Source organism: Cellulosimicrobium sp. CpK407 (genome assembly GCF_051844275.1).
GTDB classification, from domain to species: domain Bacteria; phylum Actinomycetota; class Actinomycetes; order Actinomycetales; family Cellulomonadaceae; genus Cellulosimicrobium; species Cellulosimicrobium cellulans_G.
In genome coordinates this window covers 39278-53959 of record NZ_JBGNYC010000023.1, presented here as the reverse complement: position 1 = coordinate 53959, position 14682 = coordinate 39278, and the positions used below count along the sequence as shown (strand labels likewise).

Sequence of the window (14682 nt, the reverse complement as noted above, 5' to 3'; positions counted from 1 at the left end):
ATGTTCCCCTCACTGTCCCGTGTATCGGCCTTCGGAGGACGCACCCCGAGCCCGTTCCACGAACCTCACCCCTACCGCCTGGCCGTCTTCTGCGATCCAGAACACGTCGTACTCCGCCCGGTACGACGGCGGCCAGAACGACCAGAACCGGCCGTGCTCGTCCACGCCCCACTCGCCGGGACTTTCCCGGCCTTCCTGTTCGGTGAACGTCGTGCGTCCGTCCGGAGTGAAGACCTGGTCGGTTCCGTCTGTGTAGGCGAACCGGGCTCGGGTGAGCGCGTCCGCGACGGCGTCGGCCGGGATCGGGGCGCCGTCGCGGATCCCGGGTACGGCTGGATTCTGGTTCTCGGACACATCTGCTCCCGTTCATCAGACGGCCTGGCGCGGTCCGCGTACTCACCTCCACGGTTCGCCCCGCAAGGCCGCGGGTCGCTCCATTCCTACCGCAGAGAGGACTAGATAGTCCACTGTGTGGAGCGATGTGGCCCGTGCATCAGTGACGGCGGGGGCGCCATGAAGCAGCCGAGACCCGGGGTTCAGGCAACCGGATGACAGGCACTGAGCCGGGAGCATGCACCACCGACGCAAGCGCATTCGCGATCTAGCGTGCATGCTCCCGTGCTGCGGCACGGGACGTGATGGTCCACACAGGCGTCGACCTGATGCGGTTGGTCGCGGACGTAAGGTCACCTCCCGTCGGGTCGCTAACGGGCATGTGCACAGCGAAGGGAGGACGGGCCATGCATCAGCGGTGGATTCTGTTCGTGCTGCTGCTGGACGCCGACCCGCGCGATCCTGGCTGCGACGCCGCGCGGGCGGTGGTGCACGTGTACGTCGATGAGCTTCGAGCGGGCATCGACGCACCGACCCGGAACCCGGGAGCTGCCGATCACTTCGTCGCCTGCGACGCCTGCCGGCAGGTTCTCCAGGGTCTCGTGGCGACCGCCGCGACGCACGACCGTGCGTCCCACGACCCGTGACACGGCACTCGTCTTCGACGTCTCAGATGATTCCCAGACGTCCGGGACCAAGACCGACAACGGTGGTGTTGTGTCTGAGGACGTCGCACCCAGCGACGCCAACGAAGGAGAAGATCATGTCGCACAAGTACGGCAAGACTCCCGAGGCCATGAGCCGCCTCACCCCCGACCAGTACCACGTCACTCAGCAGGCTGGCACCGAGCCCGCGTTCAACAACGAGTACTGGGACAACCACGAGGCCGGCATCTACGTCGACGTCGTCTCCGGCCAGCCCCTGTTCTCCTCCGTCGACAAGTACGACTCCGGTACGGGGTGGCCGAGCTTCACCCGCCCGATCGTCCCAGACGCCATCGTCAGCAAGAGCGACGTCTCGTACGGGATGGTGCGCACCGAGGCCCGTTCGACGGGCGCGGACAGCCACCTCGGCCACATCTTCGGCGACGGGCCGACCGCCGACGGCGGTCAGCGCTACTGCATGAACTCCGCAGCGCTCCGGTTCATCCCCGTCGCCGAGCTGGACGCGCAGGGCTACGGGCAGTTCCGGCACCTGTTCGACACCACCGGCACGGCGAGGACCGAGGAGCATGCTTCATGACCAGCGGCATCAACGACACGGGCGAGATCAGCCGCACCCCGGGAACGGAGACGGCGATCCTCGCGGGCGGCTGCTTCTGGGGCCTGGAAGATCTCATCCGCCGCCAGCCCGGCGTGCTCAGCGCTCGCGTCGGCTACACCGGCGGCAAGAACGACCACGCCACCTACCGCAACCACCCCGGCCATGCGGAGGCGGTCGAGATCGTCTTCGACCCGACGGTGACGACGTATCGGGACATCCTGGCCTTCTTCTTCCAGGTTCACGACCCGACCACGGTGAACCGGCAGGGCAACGACATCGGCTCCAGCTACCGCTCGGCGATCTTCCCGATGTCCCCGAAGCAGGAGCAGGTCGCCCGCGACACGATCGCAGACGTCGATGCGTCGGGACTGTGGCCGGGCGACGCAGTGACGACGATCGAGGAGGCCGGTCCGTTCTGGGAGGCGGAGCCCGAGCACCAGAACTACCTGATCAAGTACCCGAACGGGTACACCTGCCACTTCGTTCGCCCCGACTGGGTGCTTCCCCAGCGCACGGTCACGTGACCGCGCCCCAGGGTGTCCGCCCACCTCCAGGCGGGCACCCTGACCTTCAACTTCACCTTGACTTCGAACTGCTGATTGAGCCAATCAAAGGAGAACGCCATGATCGGACTCGGAGTCCGCACCTCGGGCGGCGACTTGGAGCTCCTCGATCTTCCCGAGCCTCGCCAGCCCGGCCACGGAGAGCTCATCCTCGACATGGTCGCCGCGGGCATCGGCCCGTGGGACGCGCTGCTGCATACCGGTGGATGGGACGTCGACCTCACGCCGCCTGCGGCCCTCGGTGTCGAAGGTGTCGGGCGAGTCGTCCTCACCGGTCCGGGCGAGCCAAAGTTCCACACGGGCGATCTCGTGCTCGTCCACGAAGCTCCGCTGCCCGGCGGAAGTGGGACCTGGGCGGAGAGGGTGCTCATCCGCTCGGCAAACGCTGCCCGAGTACCAGCAGACCTGGAACCGACAGTGGCTGCGGCACTCCCGGTCGCCGGGTTGACAGCACTGCAGGCTCTCGACGAACTCCAGATCGTCACCGGAACTCGACTTCTCGTGGTCGGAGCATCGGGGCCCACGGCCTCGCTCGCTGTACAGCTCGCGCATCGCAGTGGGGCCGAGGTCGTCGCCGGAGCCGGGCAGTCGCACGCGGATCGGCTCCAGAAGCTCGGCGCTGTCGAGGTCATCGACACCCACATCGACGGATGGGCACAGCAGACCCAGCGGAGATTCGATGCCGTTCTCATTGCTGCGACCGGGACCGCCGAGGACGCGATCGGGCTCATCGTCGACGGCGGGCGCCTGACCGCGATCACCCTGGACGCGCCGGAGCCAGTCCGGGGAATCACGACGAACGACCTCTACGTGCAGCCAGACGGGCAGGCGCTCGAACAACTGGCCGAGCTCGTCGCCGCGGGCGACCTCGAGATCGAGGTCCAGGTAGTCGCTCTCCACGACGGCACGTCTATCGCCGACGCTGTCGCGGCAGGCCGTTCCGGTGGAGTGAAGCACGTTCTCCGGCTCTGACCACTACCGCCGTCGGACGGATCCCGGTCTTGACAGAAGACCTGAAGGGCCGGATCTCGTCGGCGCCACCGCACGATTGCGTGGCAGCACCATTGCCGTGCCAGACGCCTCTTCGGCGTCGCGAGCACCAGCGGGTTCTTCATCGCCGCATCGCTGTTCAGTCGCGGTGCGATCCCTGTTCGCCGGGAGGCCGGAGCGCCACGACGAGCGGCACAGCAGGTATCGTCGAACTCATCGGGTCGTAGCGTCGTTCGCTGTCGGGCCAGCAGGTCCCACCGGAGTCCCATGGACATGTTCGGGAGAGCGTCGCCGCAGGTCAGAGTGGGTTTGAAGGCTCCTTCGAACCCAGTATCGCCCACCCGAGATCGAGGCCCGGAACCGCATGGTTCCGGGCCCTTGTCGTGTCGAGGACGTGCGTCAGGGCGCCCGGTGGACAGGTCGACGCGGTAGTCCGGCGCTCCGCACGACGACGCACCGTCGTCGTCCGACGATGGCCCGGCGCCGCCGCTGAAAGGCGCCTCACGATGAACGACCTCACCTGGGGAGCTCCCGTACCGCGCCGATGAGCGGCGCCAAGTCCACGCCGCGCGAGCTGCGCCGCGCCCGCCGGTCGTCCCGGCACGGTTGCTGGGGACACCTGGTCGTCGCGCCGTTGTGGGTTGCGTACGACGCCAACCTCGGCACCCTCCTGCGCACGTGCGACGCTGTGGGGGCGTGCCTCGCCGTGCCGCGCACGCCGCACTACCGGCGGGCGCTCGCCGTGGGCGACACGCTCAAGGGACGGCGTCCGTGCCTCCACTGGGTCGCGCCGTCGAAGGAGGGGTGGCTCGACGCCGAGCAGGCCGCCGGGAAGCGGCTCGTCGCCGTCGAGCTCGCCGAGGGCGCGACGCCGCTGCCGCGGCTCGGTCCAGCGCGGGAGCCGACGGTGCTGCTGCTCGGGCACGAGCGGCACGGCGTGCCGGACGACGTCCTCGCGCGTGTCGACGAGTGCGTCGAGATCCCCATGGCGGGCTGGGGCGGGAGCCTCAACGTCGCGGTCGCGGGCAGCCTGGTGCTGTACCGCCTGGCGGGCCTGGCGTGAAGCGCGGGCGTGCGGTGCGAGCGGTGGGGAAGGCTCCTAGGGTTCCGAGCATGTCGAGCAGGGGGTCGTACGTCCTGGCGTCCGTGTCACGCACGGTACGCACCGTCGAGCTGGTCGCCGAGTCGGGGGCGATGCGCCTGGCCGAGCTGGCGTCGTGTCTCGGCGTGAGCCGCCCGGGGGCGTTCCGCATCGCGCAGACCCTCGTCGCGCACCGCTGGCTCGTCCAGGGCACGGACCGCCGCTACCGGATCGGGCCCGCCGTGCGGGCTCTCCCCGCAGACCCGGGGTCGGGTCCGGGGGAGGGTTCGGCGCGGCGTCCGGGACGCTCGACCGATGTCTGAGGAGCCGAGGTCGTCTCGCCATCTGAGCGGTGGCGTCGGCGGGAGCGGGTGAATGTTCGCGACAAATCGCTCGCGCATGCCGGAGATAGCGTCGATACCGGACGAAGCAGCCAGTTCTGGACAGATGTCCAGCCTGCGAGCCGCCGGGGTGCCGGGCAGGCTGCCCGCATGCTCTGGGTGACGGTCGGCTGGGTACTGGTCGTCCTCGGCGCAGCGACCGCGATCGTCCCCGCGGGACGTGCCCGTCGCCGTGGCGCGACGGGCGCCGAGGGCCTCGCCATCGGGTGCGGCGGAGGTCTCGCGCTGTGGGGAGCGGTCGTGGTGGTGGTCGTCACGGTGCTCCAACGACCCTGACGGCGGCCGGTCCCCCTCCTTGTGCAGGGGGCAGGGAGGTGGACCGGTCACCCTCGCAGGGCGGCGACGAGCCGCCGCGCGTCGGCCTCGATGCGGTCGAGCACGCGGCGGTAGACGTCCTCCGACCGCCCGTAGGGGTCCTCGACGTCCGGGGCGTCGCGCTCCAGGTCGAGGCTCGCGCGCGCCCGGGGCGCGGCGGCGGCGACGTCGGCGAGCCGGGCGGCGTCGTCCGCCCCGGGCGTGCCAGCTCCCAGCCGTTCCGCGATCGACGCGAGCTCCGTGAAGAGGAAGGTCCGCCGGAGCGCCGACGGCGCGAGCTCGAGCACCGCGGCCCGGTGCCGGCGCGTCATCGTGAGCACGAGGTCCCCGGAGCGGACCAGGTCCTCGGTGAGCGAGCGGGCGACGAAGCCCGACGGGTCGAGGCCGCGGTCCGACAGGAGACGGGCCATGACGGGCGCGACGGGTGCGCCGACCACGGCGCCCGTCCCGGCGCTGGCCACGACCACGGAGTCGTCCAGCGCGGCACCGAGCACGAGCTGTGCCGCAGGCGACCGGCAGATGTTGCCGGTGCAGACGACGAGGACGGAGAGCACGCTTCAGACCTCCTGGCGACCGTGGGTCTGGGTAATGTAGCGCGAGCGGCGGCCCGCACCGGAGCCGTCGCGTCGGGGGCGAGTCGCGGGGGGCGGCATGGTGCACGACGGGTGGGGCCCACGGTGGGCAGGCGCCGCGACGCTGGTCGCGCCCTCCGCACGACCGGAGCCAGGACGAGGTCGTCCTGCGGCACGGCGACCGTCCCGCCGAGCGCCGTCTCCGGGGCGGCGCAGGCGCGTCGCCGTGGCCGGCGGGATCGCCCTCGTGGTAGCGCTGGCGTGGTCCGTGTGGCTGGTCACGGACGTCCTGCGCGCGCGTGCCGCGCTCGAGGACGTGGCCGCCACCCTGCCCGCCCTGCAGGAGCAGGTGCGGACGGGGCGGGACGCCGGCGCGGCGATCGACGACGTCCGTCGGTCCGCACGCGTCGCGGCGTCCGCGACGCACGGCCCGCACTGGACGGTCGCCCGCGCGCTGCCGTTCGTCGGCGACGACGCGCGAGCCCTCGGGGAGGCCACCGGCGCCGTCGACCGGGTCGCTCAGGACGCCCTCCCGCGCCTCGCGGACGCCGTCGCCGTCGCGTCCCCGTCGGCCCTCGCGCCGACCGCCGGCGCCGTCGACCTGGGGCCTCTCCGCGCGGCGCGCGACGACGTCGTCGCCGCGGACCGCGCGGTCGTGGCGTCGTACGAGACCGTCGCGGGCATCGACACCTCCACCCTCGTGAGCCCGCTGGCCGCCGCGGTGGACGACCTGCGCGAGCAGCTCGGCGGCGTCGCCTCCCAGACGGCGACCGCCGCACGCGCGGTCCAGCTCGTCCCGCCGATGCTCGGCGCCGACGGCGTGCGGGACTACCTCGTGCTCGTCCAGAACAACGCCGAGCCGCGCGCGACGGGCGGGATCGCCGGCTCGGTGCTCCACCTCCGGGCGGAGTCGGGCGCCGTCGAGCTCGTGGAGGTCCGTCCGGGCAGCGCGCTCGGCGCGTTCCCGGAGAGCGTGGTCGACCTGAGCGGCTCCGAGGCCGCGCTGTTCGGCGACGACCTCGGCAGGTACATGCTCAACGTCACGTCCACCCCCGACTTCCCGCGCGCCGCACGCGTGGCGCGCGAGGCCTGGCTGCGGCAGACGGGTGCGGAGGTCGACGGCGTGGTCGCCGTCGACCCCGTGGCCCTCGCGGGGGTGCTCGGCGGCGTCGGGCCGGTCGAGGTCGCGACGCCGGGCGGCGGGACGCTCCGGCTCACGACGCAGGACGCGGCCGCCTACCTGCTCCACGGCGTCTACGTCGACCACGCGGACCCGGCGGTGCAGGACGCCGTGCTGGCCCTGGTGGCCCGCGAGGTGCTCGGCTCGCTGACCACGGGGGAGGGGGACGCTGCGGCGCTCGTCGACGCGCTCGCCGGGTCGGCCCGGGACGGTCGTCTGCTCGTGTGGTCCGCCCGGACCGCGGAGCAGGACCTCCTGGCGGGCACGGTCCTCTCCGGCGAGCTCGAGGGCCGCCGCGCCGACCTCGCGGGCGGTCCGACGTCTCCCGTCGTCGGGGTCTACCTCAACGCGACGACCGCGTCCAAGACCGGCTACTACCTCGACTCCACCGTGGCGGTCGACGACGTGACGTGCCGTCCCGACGGCTCGCAGGCCTTCACGGTGCACGTGACGCTCGCCTCCACGCTCACCCGCGCCGAGGCGGCAGAGCTGCCCGAGTACGTCCTCGGAGCCGGAGGGGACGGCACGATACGGACCAACCTGCTCGTCTACGCGCCGCAGGGCGGAGGGATCCGCGGGGCGTCGACGGGCGAGGGCGAGCCCGGGCTCTTCGCCCAGGTGCACGACGGGCTCGTCGTCGGAGCGCGGTCGGTCGCGCTCGCGCCGGGGGAGTCCGCGACGTACGAGTACGAGGTCGTCAGCGGCAAGAACCAGCGAGGCAGTGTTTCGGTGAGGAAAACTCCAGGTGCCAGGAACGAGACGACGGCCCTCCCGGCTGTCGGGTGCGGCACGGGTGTGTTCTCCTGAGGGAGCACGGCGGGGGCACGTGCGACGACCGACGTCCGTGACGTCGGCGGACCGGAGGCCCCCGCGCCCGACGACGAAGGCAGGGGGCCTTTGACATGAAGCTTCGACGCGCAGCGACCACGCTGCTCCTCGCCGCGGCGCTCGCCGCGGCACCGGCCGTCGCGTCCGCCTACGAGGCGGACGAGTACGAGGTCGGCGTCTCCACCGCGACGCCCGAGGTCGGCGAGACGTTCACCGTCACGGTGGGCGGGCCGGCCGGGAACCCGACGATCACGCTGACGATCTCGTCGCCCGACGTCCCGGACGGCGCCATCTCGATCGCCGGGACGAAGGCGCTGACCAAGGACACCGTCGACGGCTTCGCGTCGTTCGCGGTGACGCTCTCCGAGCCGGGAACCTTCTCCCTGGTGGCGACCGACGCGGACGGGACCGTGCTGTCGAGCCAGCAGATCGTCTCCGTCCCCGCCTCCGACGGGGCCGGTGGCACGGGCTCGGGCGGCGACTCGGCCGACGGCGCGGGCGACGGGACCTCGGGCGGCCTCGCCGAGACCGGGTCCGACGACGTGCTGCTGCTCGGCGGCGCCGTCCTGCTCGTCGCGGGTGGCGCGACGGCCGTCCTGGTCGCGCGCAGCCGACGCCGCTCGGCGGGGACCAAGGCCTGAGCCGGGCACCCGTCCTCGACGACGGGTGCAGCACAGGCACACCGGTCGCCCGGCGACCGGCCGCCGCCGTGACGACGACGTCCGGACCCGCGGCGGAGAGCTCGGCAGACCGTCGGTGACGGCGGCGTCCGGCACGCCCTGAGGGGCGGTCGTGCGCCGGCGGACCGTCGGGGCTGCGTCCACGGACGTCGCAGGGGGCACCATGACGTTGGAGAAGGATCACGAGGTCGACACCGTCGATCTCGAACGGACGGGACGGCCGGTCACGACGCCGTCCTTCGACACCGGACAGCTCGTCCGGATCGCCCTCGGCGCCTATCGGCGCCCGGGCTGGAAGCCGCGGCTCGCGCGGCGCGTCGCCGCCGTCGACGCGCTCGCGGTGGGCGCCGCCATCGCGACGGCGTACCTCGTCCGGTTCGACGGGATCGGCGGGACCGTCCTGGACGCCCGGTACGTCGCCATCTCGGTCGGCCTGCTCGCGGTCTGGTGGTGCGCGCTGCGGGCGGCGTTCTCGCGCGACAGCCGGAGCCTGGGCTCCGGCGCGCCCGAGTACGCGCGCGTCGTCAACACGACGATCGCGGTGTTCGGGGTGGTCGCGATCGCGGCGTACCTCGTCCGGTACGACCTGGCCCGGGGGTACGTCGCCGTCGCGCTGCCCGTCGGGCTCGCGCTCCTCCTGCTGGGGCGGTGGGCGGTGCGGCGCCGACTGGTCCGCCTGCGCCGGCGCGGCCGCTGCCGGTCGCGGACGCTCGTCGTCGGCGGTCGGGACGGAGCCGCCCACCTCGTGGAGAGGCTGCGCGAGGCGGCGGACAGCGGCTACCAGGTCGTCGGCGCGTGCGTCCCGGGAGGCGCGGTCGAGCCGCACGAGACGGTGGCGGGCGTGCCGGTGGTCGGCGAGGTCGGTGACACCGCGCGCCTCGTCGAGCCGCTGCGGGCCGACACCGTGATGGTCACGGGGTCCGACCTCGTGACGCCCCGGACCGTCAAGCGGCTCGCGTGGGACCTCGAGCCGTGGGGAGCGGACCTCGTCCTCGCGCCCGCGCTGACCGACGTGGCGGGTCCACGCATCCGGACCCGGCCGGTGGCGGGGCTGCCGCTCCTGCACGTCGAGGCGCCCGGGTACTCCGGCCCCCAGCACGTGCTCAAGCGCGCGTTCGACGTGGTCGGCGCGCTCGGCCTCCTCGTGCTCTTCTGCGTCCCGCTCCTCGTGACGGCGCTCGCGGTGCGGCTCACGAGCCGCGGTCCCGTCCTGTTCGCGCAGGAGCGCGTCGGGCTGCGCGGCGAGCCGTTCACCGTCCTCAAGTTCCGCTCGATGGTCGTCGACGCGGAGTCACGGCTCGAGGACGTCCTCGGCGCGGGGAACGTGGGCGTGTTCTACAAGCCCAAGCAGGATCCCCGGGTCACCCGGGTGGGTGCGTTCATCCGCCGCTACTCGATCGACGAGCTCCCGCAGCTCTTCAACGTGCTCGGGGGCTCGATGAGCCTCGTCGGACCCCGTCCGCAGGTCTCGCTCGAGGTCGACCAGTACGACGACGAGATCGGCCGGCGGCTGCTGGTCAAGCCCGGGCTCACCGGGCTGTGGCAGGTCTCGGGCCGCAACAACCTCACGCTCGAGGAGAGCGTGCGGCTGGACCTGTACTACGTCGAGAACTGGACCGTGACCGGGGACCTCCTCATCCTGCTGCGGACGCTGCGAGCGGTGGTGGGGCGTGACGGTGCGTACTAGGCCGAGGGTGGCGATCACCCAGCCCTACGTCCCGGCGTACCGGGAGCGCCTGTTCGCTCTGGTCGTGGAGGGGCTCGACGAGCGCGGGGTCGACGCGCACGTCTTCTACGGGGGCGACCTCGAGCAGATGCGGCGCCGTCGCGGACGGGGCGACATGGTCGAGGCGGCCTGGGCCACCGAGGTGCCCGTGCGCGTGGTGCGCGTGGGCTCCGGAGGGCGGCACCTGGTCCGTCGCGTGGTCCCGACGGAGTGGCGTGACGCGGTGCTCGTCACGGAGATGCAGGCGGGCAACCTCGACGCACTGGTGGCCGCCCTGCGCGGGAGGCCGTACGTGACCTGGGGCCACGGCGCCTCCTACACCGCCGACGAGGTGACGCTCGCAGGGCGCTGGGAGGCCTGGCTGAACCGTCGCGCGCGGCACGTCCTGACGTACACCGAGGCAGGACGTCGTCACGTCCTGGAGACGGCACGGGTCCCGGCGGACCGCGTCACGTCGTTCGGCAACAGCACCGACACGCGCACGCTGCGGCGCGAGCGGGCCGCCCTCGACGATCGGGACCTGGCCGCCTACCGCGACGCCGTCGGGCTGCCGGGGGATGCCCGGGCCGCGCTCCTGCTGGGGGCGCTCAACGAGCACAAGCTGCCGGACCTCGTCGTCGGGACCGTGCGTGAGGTCCTGCGTCGGGACCCCGACGTCTGGCTCCTCGTGGCGGGCGACGGGCCCGCTCGGCGGGTCTTCGAGGACCTGGCCGCCGAGACGGGCCGCGTCGTGGTGCTGGGGCAGGTCGACGCGCGGGGGACCGCGCGTGCCGCCGCGGTCTCGCGGCTGCTGCTGAACCCGGGTCGGGTGGGGCTCGTCGCGGTCGACGCCCTCGCGCTCGGGCTGCCCGTCCTGACCAGCGACGTCGGTCGCCACGCCCCGGAGATCGAGTACCTCACCGAGGGGTCCGACCTCTTCACCGTGCCCGGGACGCCGTCGGACCTCGCCGCCGCGTGGCAACGCCTCGCCGCGACGGACCGTCCGGCGGGGGCCGCGGGCGAGGTGCCGTCGACGGAGGCGGCCGCCGAACGGATCGTGCGGTCGGTGCACGAGGTCGTGAAGGAGGCGGCATGAGGGTCGTCCACTACTACGCGCGGTTCCTGGCCCACCCGTCCGGCGTGACCGACTCCGTCGAGAACTGGGTGCGCCAGGCGCGCCGCGCGGGATACGAGGCGGTGGTGCTGTGCGCGAGCGTGCCGGCACCGCGAGAGGTGCCGGAGGACCTGCGGGGGAGCGTGCGCACCGTCACGCACCTCGGGCGGGGACGCACGAGCTGGGTACCGACGGGCCTGGCGAGCGAGGTGCGGCCGGGGGACGTCGTCTACCTGCACGAGGGCTGGGTCGTGAGCAACGTCGTCGCGGCGCGGAGCGCCCGGGCGCGCGGCGCGGTCGTGGTGCTCATGCCTCACGGCGTGTACGAGCCGGGCATCACGTCGCGCCTGCGCGACGTGGCCGGCGCCCGGCGGGCCGCCGAGGCGTCCGTCGTGCGCCGCGTCGACTGGCTGCACGTGTTCTACCCGTCCGAGCGCCGGCTCGCGGACGACGTCGCGCGCGGCCGGACCGCGCCCGCGCTCGTGCTGCCCAACGGCGCACCGGCGCCCGAGGAGGTCCCTCGCTGGGTCGGAGCGGGTGACTACTTCCTCTGGATGGGGCGCTACGACCCCGACCACAAGGGGATCGACAACCTGCTGCGCCGCTGGGCCGAGCTCCCGGCGCCGCGTCCGCGCCTCATGCTTGCGGGACCCGACTTCCGGGGTGGTCGCGAGCGGACCGCCCGACTGGTCCACGAGCTCGGCCTCGACGGGACCGTCGATCTGCGCGGCAACGCGCGCGGGGAGGAGAAGTGGCTGCTCATCACGGGCTGCCGCGCCTACTTGCACCCCTCTCGCTGGGAGTCGTGCAGCATCACGCTGCTCGAGATGCTCGCCGCTGGGGTCCCGACCGTCGTCTCGTCGACGATCCACGCGGCGGGACCGCTGCGGTCTGCGGGCGCGGCCGTCGTCGCCGACTTCGCCCGCCCCACCGGTCTGCTGGGGCCGCTCGACGAGGTCGACGGGAACCGCGACCTCGGCCGCCGCGCCCGGGAGTGGACGGAGGGCTCCGCCACGTGGGAGCGGGTGGGCGCGGAGTACCGCGGCTGGCTGAGCAGCCTCGAGGAAGGAGCGGTCCGATGATCGTGGTGGTGGACCCGGGAGCGGCGTCGACGAACGTCGGTGACCGGATCATCTCGGAGGCCGTCGACGCGGAGCTCGTCGCGCCGCTGCGCGAGCGGGGCACCGAGGTCGAGCTCGTGCCGATGCACGGAAGGCTCGACGCGACCCATCGCGCGGCCCTGCGCGGCGCCCGGTCGGTGGTCGTGTGCGGGACGAACCTGCTCTCCGACCACATGCGCTTCCGTCGCGCGTGGCACTGGCCCGCCGCCGACGTCGATCTGTGCCGGGGGCGGCTGACGTTCCTCGGCGTCGGCTGGTGGCAATACCAGCGTGCGGGGATCGACCCGGCCTCGGGGGCGTGGCTGCGGTCCCTGGCTGGCGACGTGCCCTGGGCCGTGCGCGACGAGTACTCGCTCGCGAAGCTGCGGCGAGCGCGCGTGCCCGCGGTGCACACGAGCTGCCCGACGCTGTGGGGCGTGGAGAAGCAGACGCTCCCGTCCGACGAACGGCGCGTCGTGGTGACGTTCACCGACTACAGCCAGGACCCGCTGGCCGACCGGAGGCTCGTGCGGGCGCTCGCCGAACGCTTCGACGAGGTGCTCTTCTGGCCCCAGGGCCCCGGCGACCGCGAGTACGTCGACGGTCTCCGGGCCGGCACGGGCACGATGCTCGGCCCGCGCCTCGAGGACTTCGACGCGGTGCTCGACGCACCGGGGACGGCGTACGTGGGGCTCCGGCTCCACGGCGGCATCCGAGCGATGCAGCGGGGCGTGCCCACCCTCGTGCTGTCGATCGACAACCGCGCGCGGGAGATCGCGCGGTCGGTCGGCCTGCGAGCGCCCTCGCGCCACGCGGCACGGCGCTACCAGGAGGACCTGCGCGCGGGCGAGGTGGTCCGCATCGACGTCCCGCGGGACGCCGTCGACTCCTGGCGCCGCCGGTGGGGGATCGAGCGATGACGCGCGGACGACCGGAGGCGACGGCCGTGCTCGACGGGCCGGGGCGGACCGTCGCGGACTGCGACCCTGTGGCCGACTTCGTGCTCGTCACCGACGAGCGGGCTTGGCACGAGGCAGCCCGAGCCGGCCTGGACCCCGTGGCCACGCACCTGCGGTTCAGCGTCACGGACCGCCGATCCGACGCAGCGGCTCGCCTCGGGCGGTTCGTCATGCCCTGGCGCTGGCGCCGGACCATCCTCAACGCGGGCATCGGGGTCGTGTACTGGAGGCGGGGCGCCCCGCTGGCGCCCCGGGTGGGCGCGCTGCTCGCAGGAAGCCGGGTCGTGAGGCTCGACGCATGACGCCTCCCGACGTGCTACGGCGGTCCCTCGCGGTCCCGGCGGCCCTGACCCGGCCGCTCGTCCTCTCGCAGGCGGCGGCCAGCGCGGCGGGTGCGGCGGTCGTCCTCCTGGGTGCCTGGCACATGGAGCCGGACGAGTTCGCCAGCTTCAGCCTGGCTCTCCTCGTGCTGAACGTCGGAACCGGGCTGGTGCGGAGCGGGCTCTTCCAGCCCGCGCTCATCGAGCGGCGGACGGACCCCCACGCCGTCGTCCCCCTTCGCTACGTCGCCACCGCCGCGGGGACGGTCGTCGTGCTCGTCGCGGCGGTGGACCTCGCCGTGACCGTGCTCGGCGTGGGCGGCGCGACGCTGCTGGGGGTCCTCAGCGTCGCGCCGGTCGTCCAGGACTGGCTGCGGTTTCGTTGCATCGGCCAGGGACGCAACGGGGCGGTTGCGGTCTCGGACGGGATCCGTCTCCTGCTCGTGCCCGCCGTCCTCGTCGTCGCCGGTACGGCGCAGCCGCTCGTCGCCTTCTACGCGGTGTGGTGCGCAGGCTACGCCGTGGCGGCGGTCCCGCTCGCGCTGGCGGCACACCGCGTGCCCCGCTTCTCGCGGTACTCGGTGTATGGGACGCGGGCTCGCTCCCAGGCGTGGGAGTTCCTCGTCGCCCAGCTCGCCACGACGGTGCCGCTCCTCGTGCTCGGCGCGCTCTCCGTGAGCGCGAGCGTCGGCGCGTTCCGGCTGAGCCAGACGCTCTACGGTCCGGTGAACGTTCTCTTCGCGGCCGTCGCGCTGAACCTCCTCTCGGACGCGGTCAGCGAGACCGGCCGGCCCGACGACGCCACCCTCGTCCGGCGCGGACGGCGCCTCGGCCTGCTGTCCGCGGGCGGGGCGACCGCGCTCGGCGCGGTGCTCGTGCTCGTCGCCGCGGCGGGGGCGGTCCAGCCGTCCGGCATCGAGCGCGGGGAGCTCGTCGTCGCGCTCGCGGCGGTCGGCTGCTTCGCAGCCTGCGGCGGGCTCGTGGGACCGCACCTCGTCGTCATGCGGATCTTCAAGGCGCAGTCCGTCGTGACGCGCGCGCGGGTCGGCATGGTCGCGGTGACCTGGTGCGGGTTCGTGATCGGATATCTGGTCGGAGGGCCATTCATGAGCCTCGTCCTGGGATTCGTCCTCGGAGGGATCGGATATGTCGCCTTCTTCCTTCCCGCGGCGGCGCGGACCTATCACGCGGTGGCCCTGTGACGTGTGAATGCGGTGCGGCCCCGTGGTCATTGCGCGGTCCATTCTCCTTTCCGGGAAGGAGCGGGCACGGAGCGC

The 14682-nt window shown here is 73.1% G+C and carries 17 protein-coding genes; 15 read left to right on the top strand and 2 right to left on the bottom strand.

The window, feature by feature from the left end:
* Positions 1-9 precede the first annotated feature (9 nt).
* Positions 10-354 carry a hypothetical protein gene (locus ABWU78_RS11810; protein WP_439158478.1) on the bottom strand — a complete coding sequence of 115 codons (345 nt, stop codon included), beginning with the start codon at positions 352-354 and terminating at the stop codon, positions 10-12.
* Between the two features lie 386 nt (positions 355-740).
* On the opposite strand from ABWU78_RS11810, the gene ABWU78_RS11805 reads away from it, so the two are divergent.
* From ABWU78_RS11805 to ABWU78_RS11775, 7 genes are all read left to right on the top strand, one after another.
* A complete protein-coding gene (locus ABWU78_RS11805; protein ID WP_439158477.1) occupies positions 741-980 on the top strand; it encodes a hypothetical protein in 240 nt (79 codons plus the stop codon).
* Positions 981-1096: 116 nt separating this feature from the next.
* Positions 1097-1576: a peptide-methionine (R)-S-oxide reductase MsrB gene (gene msrB / locus ABWU78_RS11800; protein WP_439158476.1), complete on the top strand. Its 480-nt coding sequence runs from the start codon at positions 1097-1099 to the stop codon at positions 1574-1576.
* Complete coding sequence (gene msrA / locus ABWU78_RS11795) at positions 1573-2121, top strand: peptide-methionine (S)-S-oxide reductase MsrA (protein WP_439158475.1); 549 nt, start codon at positions 1573-1575, stop codon at positions 2119-2121. The genes msrB and msrA overlap by 4 nt, the downstream gene beginning before the upstream one ends.
* A 99-nt stretch (positions 2122-2220) precedes the next feature.
* On the top strand, positions 2221-3132 hold the full coding sequence (locus ABWU78_RS11790; RefSeq protein WP_439158474.1) for an NADP-dependent oxidoreductase: 912 nt from the start codon (positions 2221-2223) through the stop codon (positions 3130-3132).
* Between the two features lie 562 nt (positions 3133-3694).
* Positions 3695-4213 (top strand): TrmH family RNA methyltransferase, encoded by a 519-nt coding sequence (locus ABWU78_RS11785; protein WP_439158473.1) that lies wholly within the window; start codon positions 3695-3697, stop codon positions 4211-4213.
* Between the two features lie 50 nt (positions 4214-4263).
* A complete protein-coding gene (locus ABWU78_RS11780; RefSeq protein WP_439158472.1) occupies positions 4264-4554 on the top strand; it encodes a helix-turn-helix domain-containing protein in 291 nt (96 codons plus the stop codon).
* A 168-nt stretch (positions 4555-4722) separates the two neighbouring features.
* A complete protein-coding gene (locus tag ABWU78_RS11775; protein WP_375823522.1) occupies positions 4723-4908 on the top strand; it encodes a hypothetical protein in 186 nt (61 codons plus the stop codon).
* Positions 4909-4955: 47 nt separating this feature from the next.
* On the opposite strand, the gene ABWU78_RS11770 is transcribed toward ABWU78_RS11775, so the two are convergent.
* The gene (locus ABWU78_RS11770; RefSeq protein WP_439158471.1) at positions 4956-5501 is read right to left on the bottom strand and encodes a low molecular weight phosphatase family protein; all 546 of its coding nucleotides are present in this window, start codon (positions 5499-5501) and stop codon (positions 4956-4958) included.
* A 265-nt stretch (positions 5502-5766) separates the two neighbouring features.
* On the opposite strand from ABWU78_RS11770, the gene ABWU78_RS11765 reads away from it, so the two are divergent.
* The 8 genes from ABWU78_RS11765 (at position 5767) to ABWU78_RS11730 (ending at position 14607) form a co-directional block, all read left to right on the top strand.
* Positions 5767-7506 (top strand): DUF4012 domain-containing protein, encoded by a 1740-nt coding sequence (locus ABWU78_RS11765; RefSeq protein WP_439158470.1) that lies wholly within the window; start codon positions 5767-5769, stop codon positions 7504-7506.
* Positions 7507-7601: 95 nt separating this feature from the next.
* Positions 7602-8168 carry a peptidase gene (locus ABWU78_RS11760; protein WP_375823525.1) on the top strand — a complete coding sequence of 189 codons (567 nt, stop codon included), beginning with the start codon at positions 7602-7604 and terminating at the stop codon, positions 8166-8168.
* A gap of 202 nt (positions 8169-8370) precedes the next feature.
* Positions 8371-9894, top strand: a complete 1524-nt coding sequence (locus ABWU78_RS11755; protein ID WP_439158469.1) for a sugar transferase — start codon at positions 8371-8373, stop codon at positions 9892-9894.
* A 7-nt stretch (positions 9895-9901) separates the two neighbouring features.
* A complete protein-coding gene (locus ABWU78_RS11750) occupies positions 9902-11008 on the top strand; it encodes a glycosyltransferase (protein WP_439158468.1) in 1107 nt (368 codons plus the stop codon).
* Positions 11005-12108: a glycosyltransferase family 4 protein gene (locus tag ABWU78_RS11745; protein WP_439158467.1), complete on the top strand. Its 1104-nt coding sequence runs from the start codon at positions 11005-11007 to the stop codon at positions 12106-12108. The genes ABWU78_RS11750 and ABWU78_RS11745 overlap by 4 nt, the downstream gene beginning before the upstream one ends.
* Positions 12105-13046: a polysaccharide pyruvyl transferase family protein gene (locus ABWU78_RS11740; protein WP_439158466.1), complete on the top strand. Its 942-nt coding sequence runs from the start codon at positions 12105-12107 to the stop codon at positions 13044-13046. Before ABWU78_RS11745 ends, ABWU78_RS11740 begins: the two co-directional genes overlap by 4 nt.
* Positions 13043-13387 carry a hypothetical protein gene (locus ABWU78_RS11735; protein ID WP_253049235.1) on the top strand — a complete coding sequence of 115 codons (345 nt, stop codon included), beginning with the start codon at positions 13043-13045 and terminating at the stop codon, positions 13385-13387. The genes ABWU78_RS11740 and ABWU78_RS11735 overlap by 4 nt, the downstream gene beginning before the upstream one ends.
* Positions 13384-14607, top strand: coding sequence for a hypothetical protein (locus tag ABWU78_RS11730; protein ID WP_439158465.1), 1224 nt, complete (start codon positions 13384-13386; stop codon positions 14605-14607). The genes ABWU78_RS11735 and ABWU78_RS11730 overlap by 4 nt, the downstream gene beginning before the upstream one ends.
* Positions 14608-14682 lie beyond the last annotated feature (75 nt).

What these genes read in the sequence shown, in the direction of transcription:
- ABWU78_RS11775 (WP_375823522.1), top strand. Translation starts at nt 4,723, where the DNA reads ATGCTCTGGGTGACGGTCGGCTGGGTACTGGTCGTCCTCGGCGCAGCG.
- ABWU78_RS11730 (WP_439158465.1), top strand. Translation starts at nt 13,384, where the DNA reads ATGACGCCTCCCGACGTGCTACGGCGGTCCCTCGCGGTCCCGGCGGCC.
- ABWU78_RS11760 (WP_375823525.1), top strand. Translation starts at nt 7,602, where the DNA reads ATGAAGCTTCGACGCGCAGCGACCACGCTGCTCCTCGCCGCGGCGCTC.
- ABWU78_RS11785 (WP_439158473.1), top strand. Translation starts at nt 3,695, where the DNA reads ATGAGCGGCGCCAAGTCCACGCCGCGCGAGCTGCGCCGCGCCCGCCGG.
- ABWU78_RS11735 (WP_253049235.1), top strand. Translation starts at nt 13,043, where the DNA reads ATGACGCGCGGACGACCGGAGGCGACGGCCGTGCTCGACGGGCCGGGG.
- ABWU78_RS11745 (WP_439158467.1), top strand. Translation starts at nt 11,005, where the DNA reads ATGAGGGTCGTCCACTACTACGCGCGGTTCCTGGCCCACCCGTCCGGC.
- ABWU78_RS11790 (WP_439158474.1), top strand. Translation starts at nt 2,221, where the DNA reads ATGATCGGACTCGGAGTCCGCACCTCGGGCGGCGACTTGGAGCTCCTC.
- msrB (WP_439158476.1), top strand. Translation starts at nt 1,097, where the DNA reads ATGTCGCACAAGTACGGCAAGACTCCCGAGGCCATGAGCCGCCTCACC.
- msrA (WP_439158475.1), top strand. Translation starts at nt 1,573, where the DNA reads ATGACCAGCGGCATCAACGACACGGGCGAGATCAGCCGCACCCCGGGA.
- ABWU78_RS11805 (WP_439158477.1), top strand. Translation starts at nt 741, where the DNA reads ATGCATCAGCGGTGGATTCTGTTCGTGCTGCTGCTGGACGCCGACCCG.
- ABWU78_RS11740 (WP_439158466.1), top strand. Translation starts at nt 12,105, where the DNA reads ATGATCGTGGTGGTGGACCCGGGAGCGGCGTCGACGAACGTCGGTGAC.
- ABWU78_RS11780 (WP_439158472.1), top strand. Translation starts at nt 4,264, where the DNA reads ATGTCGAGCAGGGGGTCGTACGTCCTGGCGTCCGTGTCACGCACGGTA.
- ABWU78_RS11755 (WP_439158469.1), top strand. Translation starts at nt 8,371, where the DNA reads ATGACGTTGGAGAAGGATCACGAGGTCGACACCGTCGATCTCGAACGG.